Origin of the sequence: Streptomyces sp. NPDC092296, from assembly GCF_044755465.1 — a bacterium.
Taxonomy (GTDB): Bacteria; Actinomycetota; Actinomycetes; order Streptomycetales; family Streptomycetaceae; genus Peterkaempfera.
Genome location: NZ_JBIVRB010000013.1, coordinates 1 through 13,754, shown reverse-complemented (window position 1 = coordinate 13,754; position 13,754 = coordinate 1). Strand labels below are relative to the sequence as shown.

At 75.7% G+C, this 13,754-nt stretch carries 11 protein-coding genes and 1 rRNA gene; 1 reads left to right on the top strand and 11 read right to left on the bottom strand.

Annotation, left to right across the window (positions count from 1 at the left end; translation table 11 throughout):
• Nucleotides 1–87: 87 nt before the first annotated feature.
• The 10 genes from ACIQGZ_RS23320 to ACIQGZ_RS23275 all read right to left on the bottom strand — a co-directional run bounded on the left by ACIQGZ_RS23320 (nt 88) and on the right by ACIQGZ_RS23275 (nt 12,513).
• Nucleotides 88–1,293 carry a glycosyltransferase gene (locus ACIQGZ_RS23320; protein WP_402604824.1) on the bottom strand — a complete coding sequence of 402 codons (1,206 nt, stop codon included), beginning with the start codon at nt 1,291–1,293 and terminating at the stop codon, nt 88–90.
• A complete protein-coding gene (locus ACIQGZ_RS23315; RefSeq protein ID WP_402604821.1) occupies nt 1,290–2,135 on the bottom strand; it encodes an ABC transporter ATP-binding protein in 846 nt (281 codons plus the stop codon). The genes ACIQGZ_RS23320 and ACIQGZ_RS23315 overlap by 4 nt, the downstream gene beginning before the upstream one ends.
• A complete protein-coding gene (locus tag ACIQGZ_RS23310; protein WP_402604818.1) occupies nt 2,113–3,006 on the bottom strand; it encodes an ABC transporter permease in 894 nt (297 codons plus the stop codon). Before ACIQGZ_RS23310 ends, ACIQGZ_RS23315 begins: the two co-directional genes overlap by 23 nt.
• Nucleotides 3,003–3,674, bottom strand: a complete 672-nt coding sequence (locus ACIQGZ_RS23305) for a hypothetical protein (protein WP_402604816.1) — start codon at nt 3,672–3,674, stop codon at nt 3,003–3,005. Before ACIQGZ_RS23305 ends, ACIQGZ_RS23310 begins: the two co-directional genes overlap by 4 nt.
• The gene (locus ACIQGZ_RS23300) at nt 3,671–5,422 is read right to left on the bottom strand and encodes a glycosyltransferase (protein ID WP_402604813.1); all 1,752 of its coding nucleotides are present in this window, start codon (nt 5,420–5,422) and stop codon (nt 3,671–3,673) included. The genes ACIQGZ_RS23305 and ACIQGZ_RS23300 overlap by 4 nt, the downstream gene beginning before the upstream one ends.
• Entirely contained in the window at nt 5,412–6,800 is a 1,389-nt protein-coding gene (locus tag ACIQGZ_RS23295; protein ID WP_402604811.1) for a glycosyltransferase, read from the bottom strand. Before ACIQGZ_RS23295 ends, ACIQGZ_RS23300 begins: the two co-directional genes overlap by 11 nt.
• 170 nt (nt 6,801–6,970) lie before the next feature.
• Nucleotides 6,971–8,095, bottom strand: coding sequence for a DegT/DnrJ/EryC1/StrS family aminotransferase (locus ACIQGZ_RS23290; RefSeq protein WP_402604808.1), 1,125 nt, complete (start codon nt 8,093–8,095; stop codon nt 6,971–6,973).
• A 160-nt stretch (nt 8,096–8,255) separates the two neighbouring features.
• Nucleotides 8,256–9,908, bottom strand: a complete 1,653-nt coding sequence (locus ACIQGZ_RS23285) for a glycosyltransferase (RefSeq protein WP_402604806.1) — start codon at nt 9,906–9,908, stop codon at nt 8,256–8,258.
• Nucleotides 9,909–10,101: 193 nt separating this feature from the next.
• Complete coding sequence (locus tag ACIQGZ_RS23280; RefSeq protein ID WP_402605104.1) at nt 10,102–11,310, bottom strand: glycosyltransferase; 1,209 nt, start codon at nt 11,308–11,310, stop codon at nt 10,102–10,104.
• Between the two features lie 78 nt (nt 11,311–11,388).
• Nucleotides 11,389–12,513 (bottom strand): ATP-dependent DNA ligase, encoded by a 1,125-nt coding sequence (locus tag ACIQGZ_RS23275; protein WP_402604804.1) that lies wholly within the window; start codon nt 12,511–12,513, stop codon nt 11,389–11,391.
• Nucleotides 12,514–12,590: 77 nt separating this feature from the next.
• Here ACIQGZ_RS23275 and ligD point away from each other — a divergent pair, with 77 nt between their 5' ends.
• Nucleotides 12,591–13,604 (top strand): non-homologous end-joining DNA ligase, encoded by a 1,014-nt coding sequence (gene ligD / locus ACIQGZ_RS23270; RefSeq protein WP_402604801.1) that lies wholly within the window; start codon nt 12,591–12,593, stop codon nt 13,602–13,604.
• A 62-nt stretch (nt 13,605–13,666) separates the two neighbouring features.
• On the opposite strand, the gene rrf is transcribed toward ligD, so the two are convergent.
• Nucleotides 13,667–13,754, bottom strand: a 5S ribosomal RNA gene (gene rrf / locus ACIQGZ_RS23265); the annotation flags it as partial.

The following is a 13,754-nucleotide window of genomic DNA, read 5'->3' as shown; positions in this document are numbered from 1 at the left end:
CATCGCGGCCACCTCCGTCGTGTCGTCGCTCAGGGTCAGGGGCTCAGGGTCGGGGACTCAGGGTCGGGTCATGGCCGGTCGGGGCCGTCAGGCGGCCTCGGCCGGGTCGGGCAGCGGGTGCAGCCGGGCGGCGGCCAGCAGTGCGGCCACCGCGCCGGCCAGCGCGTCGTACGGGTTGGCGGCGTGCTGGTGCTCCTCGGACCAGCGCACCGCCCCCGCCCGGCAGCGGTCGTACGCGGCGCGCTGCGGGCCCGCCCAGCCGGTGAGCACCCGCCCGGCCTGCGCCGCGTCCGCCGCGACCGTGCCCGCGCCGCGCTCGCGGACCAGCCCGGCGGCGCGCGGCAGCGGGGTGCTGAGCACCGGCAGGCCGCACGCCAGGTACTCGTAGACCTTGGACGGTATGCAGTCCACGAAGGCCCGGGTGGGCTCCAGCAGGGCCAGCCCCGCCCAGGCGCCCTCGGCCAGCCGCCAGGCGGCCCGGGGCGGCATCCGGCCGTGCAGGCGGACCCGGTCGGCGGCCGGGCTGGTCCGCTGCCACTCCCGCAGCCGGTCGCGGTCGGCGACGGCGACCGGGCCCACCAGGTCCAGCTGCCAGCCGGGGGCGGCCTCGGCGGCGGCGAGCATCGTCCACAGGCCGCGGCTGCCGCGTACGTCCCCCACGTAGAGCGCGCGCGGCACCGGGCCGGGCGGCTGGGGGGCGGGCAGCAGCCGGAAGTCGGGCAGGTTGCGGACCACCATGCGGTGCGCCGCGTCATGCGGCGGTACGTGCTCGTCCGCGACCACCGTCAGATCGGCGCGCCGGCTGAGCCGGGTGGCGGTGTGCGCCCAGCAGCGGGCGGCGGCCCCGACGGCGCCGCGCGCCCAGGCGCGATCGCGCAGCAGCGCCTGGTAGTCCTCGTGGACGTCGACGACCAGCAGTCGGCCGCCGCCGGGCAGTGCGGGCAGGCCGGGCAGCCCGTGCAGGGCGCGGCGCAGCCGGGCGGCGGGCACCAGGTCGGGGTCGAGGGTGAGCAGCACCGGGCCGCGTGCTCGGGCGGGCAGCAGCAGGGCGTGCAGGGCGCGGCGGCCGAGCCCGCCGGACCCGATCGGCCGGAAGTCCACGCCGGGGGGCGCGTCGGCCGGGCGGCCCCGGGCCAGCACCTCCACGGTCAGCCCGGCGCGGCGCAGCGCGGCGCAGTGCCGGTGCAGCCGGGCGTCGGCGACGTGGTGGCCGCTGGTGACCACGGAGACGTCGACCGGCGCGTGCAGGGCGGCGGGCCGGTCGGCGCCGTGGTGGGCTGCGGGGCGGCTCATACGTCCTCCATGACCACGGCGTCCTCGCCGACCTCCTGGAACTCGATGTAGGCGGCGGTGACCTGCGTCGGGTCGCCGCGCATCATGATCCGGCCCCGGTGCAGCCAGACGCAGTCGTCGCACAGTTCGCGGATGGTGCCGACGGCGTGGCTGACCAGGAAGATGGTGCGGGCCTGGTCCACCAGTTCGCGGATCTTGTCGTACGACTTGCGCTTGAACTTGGCGTCCCCGGCGGACAGCGCCTCGTCGATCAGCAGCACGTCGGGCTCCATGTGGGTGGAGACGGCGAACGCCAGCCGCCCGTACATGCCGGAGGAGTAGGTCTTCATCGGCATGTCGATGAAGTCCCCGAGGTCGGCCCAGGCGGCGATCTGCTCATATCGTTCTGCGATCTGGCGGCGGCTCAGCCCGGCGGCCAGGCCGCCGAGCACCACGTTCTCCCGGCCGCTGAGGTTGCCGTTGAAGCCGACGCCCAGCGCCAGCAGGGTGCTGATCCGGCCGTGCACCTCGATCTCGCCGTTGCTGGGCGGCAGGATGCCGGCGACCGCCCGCATCAGGGTGGACTTGCCGGCGCCGTTGGCGCCCACCACGCCGAGCACCGAGCCGTGCGCGACCTCCAGGCTGACGCCGCGCAGCGCCTCGACCTCGCGCACCAGGTCCTGGCGGCGGCCCGGCCGGGTGAGCCGGTAGCGCAGGGTGTTGGCGCGCGGGTCGCGCGGCACCCGGTAGGTGATGTGGACATCGCGGACCCGTACCGACCACGCGGGTGCGGGGCCGGGCGGCTCGGGCGCGGCCGGCCCGGGGCCGGCGGCGACCGTCTCAGAGGCGGACAGCGAACTCACGCTCCCTCCACATGAAGACCAGCGAGCCGAGCAGGAACGCGCCCAGCCCCCAGCAGCCGCCCTGGAGCAGCCACTCGGGGTGCTCGAAGCGGCCGCGTACCAGCGCGTCGCCCCAGGTCCCGATCATCGGCGACAGCGGATTGGCCGAGATCAGCAGGGCCTTGCGGCCGCCCTTGGCCAGCTGGTCCTCCAGCGCCCAGAGCACCGGTGACAAGAACAGCCAGATCCTGATCATGTACGGCAGGAAGTTGGCGAAGTCCCGGCAGTACACCTGTACGGTCGCGGTCAGAAAGCCCAGCCCGGCCCCGAACAGCGCCACGCAGACGAAGGCCGGCAGCCCCCAGAGCATGGTCCAGGTCCACGGCAGGCCCTCCACCTCGTGCACCACCAGGAAGACCACCATCGAGGGCAGGAACCGCATGAAGGCGATGACGATCTGGGTGACCGGCAGCAGCAGCCGGGGGAACGAGCTGTTCATGATCAACCGGCTGCTGCCGATCACCGAACCGGCGCACTGGCCCAGGCAACCGGAGAAGAAGTTGAAAACGAAGAGCCCGGCCAGCAGCTTGGCGAAGTAGTCGCTGGCGTGGGTGCCATTGCCGAGGATGTCCACCAGCACGTAGTAGACGCAGCCCAGCAGCAGCGGATTGAACACCAGCCAGAGCTGGCCGAAGAAGCTGGTGTAGTTCTGGGCGCGCAGCGTGCTGCGGGCCATCTCATGGACGAACTGCCGGCGCTGCCAGAGCTGCGCCAGGTACGTCGGCAGATGCGGCAGCCCGGCCCGCTGGGCGCGGAACAGGTGGTGCTCCAGCCGCCGGACGGGTACCGGGCCCGCCGCCGCCACGGCCTCGCCGGTCGCGGTCTCGCTCATCCCGCCTCCTCCCGTACTGCGGCGGGCACGGGCGGCTCAGCGGCAGGCGGCTCAGCAGCAGGCGGCTCAGCGGCGGACGGCTCCAGGACCGGCGGCAGGTCCTCGTACCCGGCCCGGTCCAGCCCGAGGCAGATCTCCAGCCGGGGGTGGGCGCGGCCCAGGTGCCAGGCCGTCGGCACCGCGTACGTGTCATAGACCACCACCCGCTCGGTGGCCGCCGTCACCAGCTCCGGGCCGGGGTCGCGGCGGGCGACCCGCCACAGCAGGTAGGGGCGCACCACGCGGTAGCCGCGGATGAAGACGCGGTGGTGGAAGCCGTCCGCGAGCCGGGCGTGGCAGCGGGCCGCCAGGCCGACCGCCAGCTCCAGACCACGGCCGACGTCGGGTCGGGCGTAGTGCGGCTCGGCCGCGCCGCGCAGCAGGGCGACGGCCTTGCGCGGCAGCCGGTAGACCAGCAGCCGTTCGATGCGCGGCAGCGGGTGGCGGCCCTCGCCCTCGCGCAGCGACCAGCTGCGCACGGCGGCGGGCAGCCCGGCGGCCTCCCACGGCAGCGGGTTGACGGTGAGCAGGTCGACGCCGATGCCCCGGGCGAGCAGGAACTCCGCGTCCTCGCAGACCGCCGCCACCCGCCGGGTGTTGAGCGCCAGCAGCAGTACCCGGCGGCTCATCGGACGGCCTCCGGTGCGGCGGCGGGCGCGTCGGCCGGTACGGCGGCCCGGGACCGGCCCGCCGGGTGGGCGGCCCGCTCCACGCACCAGCGCAGCGGCAGGTCGGGTTCGGCCCGTGCCAGGTGCCAGGCGAAGGCGACGGCGGGGGCGTCGCAGACCACCACCTCGGCGACCTGCGGCCGGGGGCCCCGGCCCAGCAGGCCGCGCAGCCCGCCCCGGGCCGCCCGCCACAGCCGCCAGGGGCCCAGCGGGCCTCTGCCGGAGGGCAGCCGCAGCACCCAGACCCGGGGGTCCTCGGCGGCGGCCTCCGCCACCTCCCGCCGCCCGGCGGCCACCACCACGGGCACCCCCCGCTCGGCCAGGAACGCGGCGTCCTCCACCACGGCCCGCAGCCGGGTGGCCCCCAGGGCCAGCAGCACCACCGCACCGGGCCGGGTCGGCTCCCCGGCACCCTCATCCGGCAGACCGCCGCCCGCCACAGCCGCAGCCCCCGCACCCGCACCCGCGTAAACCTCAGCCAGCCGCTCCCCCACCGCCGCCAACCCGAACCGCCGCTCGACAGCCGCCCGCGCCTTCGCCGGGTCCAGCCGGTCGACGGCGGCGGCCAGCTCCTGGTAGCCGGTGAGCAGCACCCCCGGGTCGTCCGAGACGTCCACCAGCCGCCCGGCCACGCCCTCCAGACCGGCCATGGTCTGCTCCGGCCCGCCGCAGCGGGTGACCAGCACCGGCATCCCGGTGGCCACCGCCTCGACCACCGTCATCCCGAAGGTCTCGAACTTGCTCGGGTGCACCAGCAGATCGTGGTCGTGCATGAGGCCGAAGACCTCGGCCGGGTCCACCGGCCCGTGCACCACCACCTGATGGCCGATCCCCAGCTCACCGGCCCGCCGCCGGACGGCCTCGGCATTGCCGGGCCCGACCAGGGTCAGTTCCAGCCGGGGGTTGTCCGCCACCGCCGCCGCGAACGCGGTCAGCAGCAGCGGCACGCCCTTGGCCGGTGCCAGGTTGCCGACGAACAGCCAGCGGCGCAGCTCCCGGACGGGTTCCGGCCGCTGCGGGACGGCGGCCAGGTCCACCGCGTTCGGTACGACCTGGAACTTCTCCTCGTACTCCGGGAAGGACTGCGCCAGCCGGTCCCGCAGCCAGGGGCTGACGCAGAGGAAAGCGTCGGCCCGCTCCACAACCTCCCCGTACAGCTCCCGGGAGACCGGCTGCCGCAGCACGCTCGGCAGGAAGGAGGCATGCTCGGTGACGATCACCCGCGCGCCCGGCCGGGCCAGTCGGCAGGCCGCCCAGCCGCCGTAGACGCCGGTGTGGCCGTGGACGACATCGGCGTCGATCCGGCCGCCGGGAAGCACCGCCCGCAGCGCGCTCTCATGGGCGCGCGCCCACTCGGCGTACGGGGCGGGGGGCCGCACCGGCACCGGGACGCGGGTCAGCCGCCAGCCCTCGGCGGTGGTCTCGGGCAGCACCGGTACCCGGGCCGCGCCGGGCGGTCCGGCCAGGCGCTCGTAGGCGGTGCGGACCAGGTCGTGCCGCAGCTCGCCGCCGACGGACGGCCAGTCCTCGCCGTTGAGCACCTCCACCGAGGCGAATCGTTCCGCCACGGCGGCGGTCGCGGTCCGGACGAACGACCCGGCATGCGGGCGCTGCGGGCACGGGTACCAGGGCGTCACCACCGCCAGCCGTCCGGCCCGCGCTGCGGGCCGCTCCCGGCGCGGTCGCTTCTTCCTGCGGTCAGCGGCCACCTGCGATCCTCCTCAAGCGCTCCTCGAACGGCGCGAGCGTCGCCTCGCGGGTGAACCGCCCGGCGTGCTCCATCGCCTGCTCGACCTGGTCCGGTTGCAGTTCCAGCGCGGCCCGGCCCGCCGCCGTGAAGGCACCGGCCACCGCCTCCGCGTCCAGCCGCCGCCCGGAGAACCAGAGCGGGTGGCCGCGCAGCACATCGGCGGCGGCGTGGTCCGGCCGGTGCACCGAGACGATCGGCTTGCCGGTGGCCATGTACTCGAAGACCTTGCCGGAGGTGACGTACCGCGAGCCGCCCGCCAGGAAGACCACCGCGTCCATCTCGGCGTACGCCGCCGCCACCTCGGCCTTGGCCACCGGCCCCCGGTAGTGCACCCCCAGCCCCTCCGCCGGCTGCGGCATCCGGTCCAGCAGCGGCTGCGCGCTGTGCGCGAAGAACCCCAGATGGCCGTGGAGGTGCAACTCCGCGTCGGCCAGCGCCGGGTCCCGCCGGGCGAGCCGCCAGCCGTCGAACAGCACCTCCAGCGGCAGCTGGTCGGTGATGGTCCCGATGTAGCCGAAGCGCAGCGGGCGGCCCGGCGGGCGCGGCGTCCAGCCGGGCCGGCCCAGGATGTCCGGCTCCCAGCCGTTGTAGACCACCCGGGAGCGCCCCGCCGCGAACGGGTAGCGGTCCGCGTACCACTGCCGGATCGGCTCGTTGACGTGCACCACCTCGGCGGCACCGCGCAGCACCCGGTGCTCCCAGCTCCAGGCGTTGCTGTCCTTGGGGAAACCGGGCTCGCCGGTGAGCGGGTTGAAGGTCCACGGGTCGCGGTAGTCCAGCACGTACGGGACGCGCAGCAGGCGGCCCAGCGCCCACGCACCGGCGAAGGAGGCGAACGGGTTGCCGGTCGCCACCACCAGGTCGAACCGCCGCCCGGCATGCAGCCGCACCGCCCGCGCCAGCAGATGCGGCAGCCAGGTCGCGTAGTGCTCGGGGAACACCCGGCGCTGCATCCAGTTGTACCCGGCCGCCGCCAGGCTGGGCGCGTTGGCCCGCAGCCTGCCGTAGCGGCGCACGTCCCGCTCCCAGCGGAAGTAGCCCATCCGGGGCCGCTCCACCGCGATCGCCGGGTGGACGCGCGCCTCCAGTGACGGGTCGTAGGAGCGCAGGTAGTCCGCGAAGAACTCACGCGGCGCGGTGGCCACGGTGACGTCCCAGCCGCGCTCGGCCAGCAGGTTGGCGGTGGCCAGCGCCCGGTAGACGCCGCTGGCCCGGGTGGGCGGGTAGAAGAAGGCCAGGTAGAGCACGCTCGGGCCGCTGCGGCGCGACCGGGCGCCCCGGGCGGGGGCCGCGCCGGGCCGCAGTCGCGGCTGCTGCTGCCGAGTGGTGCCAGACATTCCCGAAATCACCTCTGCACCGTAGGCAGAAGGTGCGCCGACCCGCGCGCCGAGCGCCGCCATCCGGGCCGGGACGGCGCCCTGCGGGTACGTCGGCGGCGGCCGACCCCCGGGGGAGGGGCCGGCCGCCGCAGCTCGGCGGACGCCGGGGCTCGGCGGATCGCCGCAGCTCAGAGCAGGCCGCCCAGCGCGTTGGCCGCGTTGACGATCCGCTCCAGCTCCTCACTGGTCAGCGTCGGGTACACCGGGAGCGACAGCACCTCCGCCGCCGCCCGCTCGGTCTCCGGCAGTTCCCAGCGGCGCAGCTGCTCGCCCCCCGCGCCGCAGTACGCCTTCAGCCGGTGGATCGGCGTCGGGTAGTACACCGAACTGCCGACCCCGCGCCCGGCCAGCGCCTTCTGCACGCAGTCCCGGTCCGGCCGGCCGTTGCCCGGCACCCGCACCGTGTACTGGTGGTAGACGTGGTGCGCGCCGTCGGCCACCGGCGGGGTACGCAGCCCGGTGAGCCGGGAGTCCAGCAGCTTGGCGTTGGCCCGCCGCTGCTCCGTCCAGAGCGGCAGCCGACCCAGCTGCACCCGGCCGACCGCCGCCGCCACATCGGTGAGCCGCATGTTGGCGCCCACCACCTCGTTGGCGTAGCGCTGCTCCATGCCCTGGTTGCGCAGCAGCCGCAGGGTGCGGGCCAGGCCCTCGTCGGCGGTGGTGACCATGCCCCCCTCCAGGGAGTGCATGTTCTTGGTCGGATAGAAGCTGAAGCAGCCCGCCGCGCCGAAGGTGCCCACCGGGCGGCCGTGCAGCGCCGCCGCGTGCGCCTGGCAGGCGTCCTCGACGATGGCCAGCCCGTGCCGCTCGGCCAGCGGCACCAGCCGGTCCATGGCCGCCGGGTGCCCGTACAGGTGGACCGGCATGATCGCGGCGGTGCGCGGGCCGATGGCGGCGGCGACCGCGTCCGGGTCCAGGCAGAAGCTGCCCGGCTCGATGTCGGCGAAGACCGGCTCCGCGCCGACCAGCCGCACCGCGTTGGCGGTGGCCGCGAAGGAGAAGGACGGCACCACGACCTCGTCGCCGGGGCCGAGGCCCAGCGCCATCAGGGTCAGTTGCAGCGCCGAGGTGCCGGAGTTGACGGCCACGCAGTGGCGGCCGTCCACCAGCGCGGCGAACTCCGCCTCGAACGCCGCCACCTCCGGCCCCTGCACCACCGCGCCGCCGCGCAGCACCCGCACCGCGGCGTCGATCTCGGCCTCGCCCAGCACCGGGCGGGCTGCGGGGATCAGCTCTTCGTTCCGCCCGCGCATGCGGTCACCTCCATGTCGATGCGTCCTCGCGCCGTCGGTCGCACCCGACGACGGACGGCACGGCCATACCGTCGGCGGCGCACTGGACCAGGCTCGCGGACCCCTTTGAACGGGGCACTGTCTCCAGGTGAACGCCGGGCAGCCGGCCGGGCGGCGCGGCTCACCCCTGCACGGTAGGCACGTTCCCGGGCGGTCCGCTCGCTGCGCGGGGCCGTCCGGGATCGCCGGGCTCCGCCGCCGCGACCGGGCGCAGCCGCAGCGGTCCCGGCCGCGGCTCGACCGGGCCAGACCGCGAGTCGACCGGGCCAGACCGCGGCTCGACCGGGCCAGACTGGGGCTCGACCGGGCCAGACTGGGGCTCGACCGGTCCCGGCTGCGGCCGGTGGCCGGTCAGCTCCGCGTACAGGGCGTCCAGCGCCGCCGCCTGGCCGCTCCAGGAGAGTCCGGGCAGCGCCTCGGCCGCCGCGCCGCCGGGCTGGTACGTCCGGCGGTACCGCTCGGGGTGGGCCAGCAGCAGCCGGGCGGACCGGGCGAAGTCCGGCACGTCACCGGCCCGGAAGACCTCCCCGACGGCCAGCGCCCGGGTGGCGCGGGCCATCTCCGCCACATCGCTGCACAGGATCGGCAGCCCGGCGTGCAGATACTCCAGGTACTTGGTGATCAGCGACAGCTCATGGTTGGGGCGGTGCAGGATCGGCACCAGCCCGGCGGTGGCCGAGGCGATGTAGCGGACCACCTGATCGGGTGAGACATACCCGGCCAGGTGCAGCCGGTCGGCGACGCCCAGCCGCTCCGCCAGCGCGGCCAGACCGGCCGCGTCGGCGTCGCCCTCCCGGGCCACCAGCACCAGGTGCACCCCGGGCAGCGCGGGCAGCGCCCGCACCACCGTGGCCACCCCGCGCCGCGCCGCCAGGCCGCCGCTGTAGAGCAGCAGCGGCACCTGCGGCGGCAGGCCCACCACCCGGCGCACATCGGGTCCGTCCGGCGCACCGGCGGGCACCAGCGGCGCGTTCAGCACCACGCGCGGGCGTACGGGGAGCGCGTGGTCGGCGTGCAACCGCCCGGCGATGGCCTCGGAGACCGTCACCACCGCGTCGGCCCGGCCGATGTACTCCCGCTCCACGCCCAGCAGCATCCGGCGGCGCAGCCGGGCGCGGACGTCCCGGCGGCGCGGCACCTCGATCCCGGCCAGGTACTCATGGGCGTCGTACAGCCAGCGCACCGGCCGGCCGGGGGTGCTCCGGCGGGCGGCGGCCCGAGCGCCGATGCCCACCGTGTGGAAGTCGTGGGCGTGGATCAGGTCCGGGTCCAGCTCCGCGATGACCGGCGCGAACGCCAGCTCCAGGTCCCGGAACCACGGGTTGAGGGACCGCCAGCCGCCGTACCGGTCGACCGCGCCGCGCAGCCCGTCCCAGGCCAGCCGCAGCGGCCCGCCCACCCGGCCGGCGCCGAGCGGCACCAGCAGCAGGTCCAGTGCGGGGTGTGCCGCCAGCAGACCGCGCAGCCGCGCCGCCAGGCGCCGGCGGCGGGCGCCGGGAGCGCCGTCCAGCGCGTCCCAGCGCGCGACGACGGCCCGCGCGCGGGCGTACGCGGCCCGCCGCACCCGGGCCTGCCGCAGCGGCGCGCCCCGGCCGCGCTCATACCCGGACACCGCCGCACCCACCGGCAGCAGCAGCACCCGGGCCGGCCCCAACCGGTACTCCAGCCGCTCCGCCCCGGGCGCCCGTCCCAGCAGCGTCACCTCCCACCCCGCCGCCGCCATCGACCAGGCGGCCTTCTGCACCCGTGAATCCCCCTCGACCCCGTTCGCCACCAGCATCACCACCCGGCCGCCCCTCACAGCCGCCCCCCGACCACACCACCGCACCCCACGCCCGCCAGCGCCCCGTACAGCGACACCAGCCGCCGCGCGCCCCACGCCCACACCGCCCCGACCCCCCGCACCCAACGGGCCCCCACCGCCCCCACCGCCCTTGCCAACCACCCGCCGACCGTCTCCCCGCCCCTCACGCCCGCCCCCCGACCACCCGAAGACCACCGCACCCGGCCCCCGCCAGCGCCCCGTACAGCGACACCAGCCGCCGCGCGTCCCGCTCCCACGCCAACTCCGCCCGCGCCACCGCCACCGACCGCAGCAACTGCGGATAGCGCTCCCCCGCCCGGCGCAGCGCCGCCCGGTACGACCCGGGGTCGCCCGGCCGATACAGCTCGCCCAGGTCGTACCGCCGCACCGTGCGCGCCAGCTCCGGCAGATCGGCGGCGATCACCGGGACACCGGCCCGCACCGCGTGGAACAGCTTGTTCGGCAGCGCCAACCGATGGTTGTCGCAACTGTCCGTCAGCGTCACCACCGCCAGCCCGTAGCGCCGCAGCAGCCCGTCCACCTCGTCCACCGCCCGCGGCGCCAGCAGCTCGGCCCCGTGCCCGACCGGCGCCAGCCGCGCCGCGTACGCCTGGTCGACCGGCCCGACCAGCACCGTCGCCCAGCCCCTGTCCGGCCCGGCCGCCCCCGCGAGCACCGTCTCCAGGTCCCGCCCGGCCCCGATCCGCCCGGCGTACACCACTCCCCTGGGCGCCACCGGCAACGGCTCCGCCCCGGCAGCGGCACCACCCGCCACCGGGAAGGTGTTGCGGACCACCACCACCGGCCCGGCCGCCCACCGCCCCAGCCGAGCCGCGATCCCCTCACTCACGGTGACCACCGCATCGGCCCGGCCCGTCAACCCGGCCTCCGCCCGCCGCTCCCGCCACCGCTGCCACGGCTCCGGCCGACCGTGCCGCTGCCGACCCGACCACCACTCATGGGCGTCGTACACCAGCAGCGCCCGCTGCTCCCCGGCCAGCCGGGCGGCCAGTGGCAGGGTGTTGAAGTCATGGGCGTGTACGACGTCGAACCGCCGCCCCCGCAGATCCGCCGAGGCCGCCCGCGCCCAGCCGTCCCACACCCGCCGCCGGTGCCGGGGCAGCAGCCACCAGCGCGCCGCCCGCAGCAGCGGACCCGACCGCCGGGAAGCGCCACCGCTCCGGGCCGACGACGGGCGCAGCCCGCGCCCGCCCGTCGAGGAGCCCACGGTGAAGAGGCCGCCCGGCGGCGCCCAGCCTGGCGGCACGTCCCGCCCCTGCACATGGACCGCGTGCCCGGCCTCGGCCAGCGCCGTGGCCTCTCGCACCACCCGGCTGTCATGGGCCACCTCGGTGGTGACCAGCATCAGCACATTCAAGGGGACCTCATCCCTCGCGCCCGGCCACCCGCCGCCGGATCGTCCGTCACCACGCCGCCCACCCCGACCGCCTCACCCATCCGAGCCATCCGAGCCATCCGAGCCGCCCGCCCCCGGCCCGGGACCGGCCAGCACATCCGCCAGGTCGTACCGGACCGGCTCCTCCAACTGCGCATAGGTGCAGCTGGTCGGCTCGCGGTCCGGGCGCCAGCGCCGGAACTGCGCCGTGTGCCGGAACCGCCCGCCCTGCATGTGGTCGTACGCCACCTCGCACACCCGCTCCGGCCGGAGCGGCACCCAGGAGAGGTCCTTCTTCCCGGTCCAGCGGCTGGGGGCGCCGGGCATCCGGTCCACCGCCGCCGCCTCCTCGTCCGCCCAGGCGGCCCACGGATGCCCCTCGACGGACGGCATCCGCAGCGGCGCCAGCTCCTGGACCAGCGCCTCCCGCCTGCGCATCGGGAAGGAGGCGCAGACCCCGACGTGCTGCAACCGCGCGCCGGCCCCGCCGGTGCCCTGGTACAGGCCGAGCAGCAGCGAGCCGACCACCGGGCCGCTCTTGTGGAAGCGGAACCCGGCCAGTACGCAGTCCGCCGTCCGCTCGTGCTTCACCTTGACCATCACCCGCTCGCCCGGCCGGTAGCCGAGATCCAGCGGCTTGGCGACGACCCCGTCCAGCCCGGCGCCCTCGTACTGCTCGAACCAGCGGTGCGCGACCTCGATGTCCGTGGTCGCCGGCGCGACGTGCACCGGTCCCGGCGGTGCCCCGCCCAGCGCCTCGACCAGCGTCCGGCGCCGCTCCGCCAGCGGGCTGCCCGTCAGGTCGGCGTCGCCCAACGCCAGCAGGTCGAAGACGACCAGGCTCGCCGGTGTCCGCTCCGCCAGCAGCCGGACCCGCGAGTCGGCCGGGTGGATGCGTTCCAGCAGCGCGTCGAAGTCCAGCCGGCCGCCCCGGGCGATCACGATCTCACCGTCGACCACGCACCTCGGCGGCAGCGCCGCCCGCACGGCCAACAGCAGCTCCGGGAAGTAGCGGGTCAGCGGCTTCCCGGACCGGCTGCCGATCTCGACCTCGTCGCCGTCCCGGAAGACGATCGCCCGGAAGCCGTCCCACTTGCCCTCGTACTGCATACCGACCGGGATGCGCGCGGCCGACCTGGCGAGCATCGGCTGCACGGGCGGCATCACCGGAAGGTCCATGAACCCGATTGTGCGGGCGCTCTCCCACGCCCGCCCGTCGGCGCGCGCCCGGCGGCGGGCCGTCCTACCGTGGCTGGATGGCAGAAGCAGTGGAACTGACGGTGGGCGAACGGACGGTCCGGCTGTCCAATCCCGGCAAGGTGTACTTCCCCGAGCCCGGCTACACCAAGCTGGACGTGGCCGAGTACTACATCGCCGTCGGGGACGGCATCCTGCGGGCGCTGCGGGACCGGCCGACCACCCTGGAGCGCTACCCCGACGGGGTGACCGGCGAGTCCTTCTTCCAGAAGCGCGCTCCTGCCAACCACCCCGACTGGATTCCCACCGGCCGCATCCGCTTCCCCAGCGGCCGCCACGCCGACGAGCTCTGCCCCACCGAACCGGCCGCCGTCGTCTGGGCCGCCAACCTGGGCTGCCTCACCTTCCACCCCTGGCCGGTCCGCCGCAGCGACCTGGAGCACCCCGACGAGCTGCGCATCGACCTGGACCCGCAACCCGGTACCGGGTACGCCGACGCGGTGCGCGCCGCCGAGGAGTTGCGCGGCCTGCTGGACGAGTTGGGCCTGCGCGGCTGGCCCAAGACCTCCGGCGGCCGTGGTGTGCACATCTTCGTCCCCATCGCCCCGGAGTGGGACTTCCCCCAGGTCCGCCGGGCCGCCATCGCCATCGCCCGCGAGCTGGAGCGGCGGATGCCGGAGCAGGTCACCTCGTCCTGGTGGAAGGAGGAGCGCGGCAGCAAGATCTTCGTGGACTACAACCAGACGGCCCGGGACCGCACCATCGCCTGCGCCTACTCCGTCCGCCCCACCCCGCACGCCTCGGTCTCCGCCCCACTGCGCTGGGAGGAGCTGCCAGCCGCCCGCCCGCAGGACTTCGACCTGCGCACCATGCCGCGCCGGTACGCCGAAGTCGGTGATGTGCACGCCGACATGGACCAGCACAGCTATCGGCTGGACACCGCCCTGGAACTCGCGGACCGCGACGAACGCGAACACGGCCTGGGCGACCTCCCCTACCCGCCCGACCACCCCAAGGCCGAGGGTGAACCGCTCCGCGTCCAGCCCAGCCGTGCCAAACGCCGGCCGTCCTGAACCGTTTCCGGGCATGCGAAAGGGCCCCCAACCTGACGGCTGGAGGCCCTTTCTGAATGATTGTTCGGCGGTGTCCTACTCTCCCACAGGGTCCCCCCTGCAGTACCATCGGCGCTGAAAGGCTTAGCTTCCGGGTTCGGAATGTAACCG

What these genes read in the sequence shown, in the direction of transcription:
- ACIQGZ_RS23295 (WP_402604811.1), bottom strand. Translation starts at nt 6,800, where the DNA reads ATGTCTGGCACCACTCGGCAGCAGCAGCCGCGACTGCGGCCCGGCGCG.
- ACIQGZ_RS23320 (WP_402604824.1), bottom strand. Translation starts at nt 1,293, where the DNA reads ATGAGCCGCCCCGCAGCCCACCACGGCGCCGACCGGCCCGCCGCCCTG.
- ACIQGZ_RS23305 (WP_402604816.1), bottom strand. Translation starts at nt 3,674, where the DNA reads ATGAGCCGCCGGGTACTGCTGCTGGCGCTCAACACCCGGCGGGTGGCG.
- ACIQGZ_RS23310 (WP_402604818.1), bottom strand. Translation starts at nt 3,006, where the DNA reads ATGAGCGAGACCGCGACCGGCGAGGCCGTGGCGGCGGCGGGCCCGGTA.
- ACIQGZ_RS23290 (WP_402604808.1), bottom strand. Translation starts at nt 8,095, where the DNA reads ATGCGCGGGCGGAACGAAGAGCTGATCCCCGCAGCCCGCCCGGTGCTG.
- ligD (WP_402604801.1), top strand. Translation starts at nt 12,591, where the DNA reads ATGGCAGAAGCAGTGGAACTGACGGTGGGCGAACGGACGGTCCGGCTG.
- ACIQGZ_RS23275 (WP_402604804.1), bottom strand. Translation starts at nt 12,513, where the DNA reads ATGGACCTTCCGGTGATGCCGCCCGTGCAGCCGATGCTCGCCAGGTCG.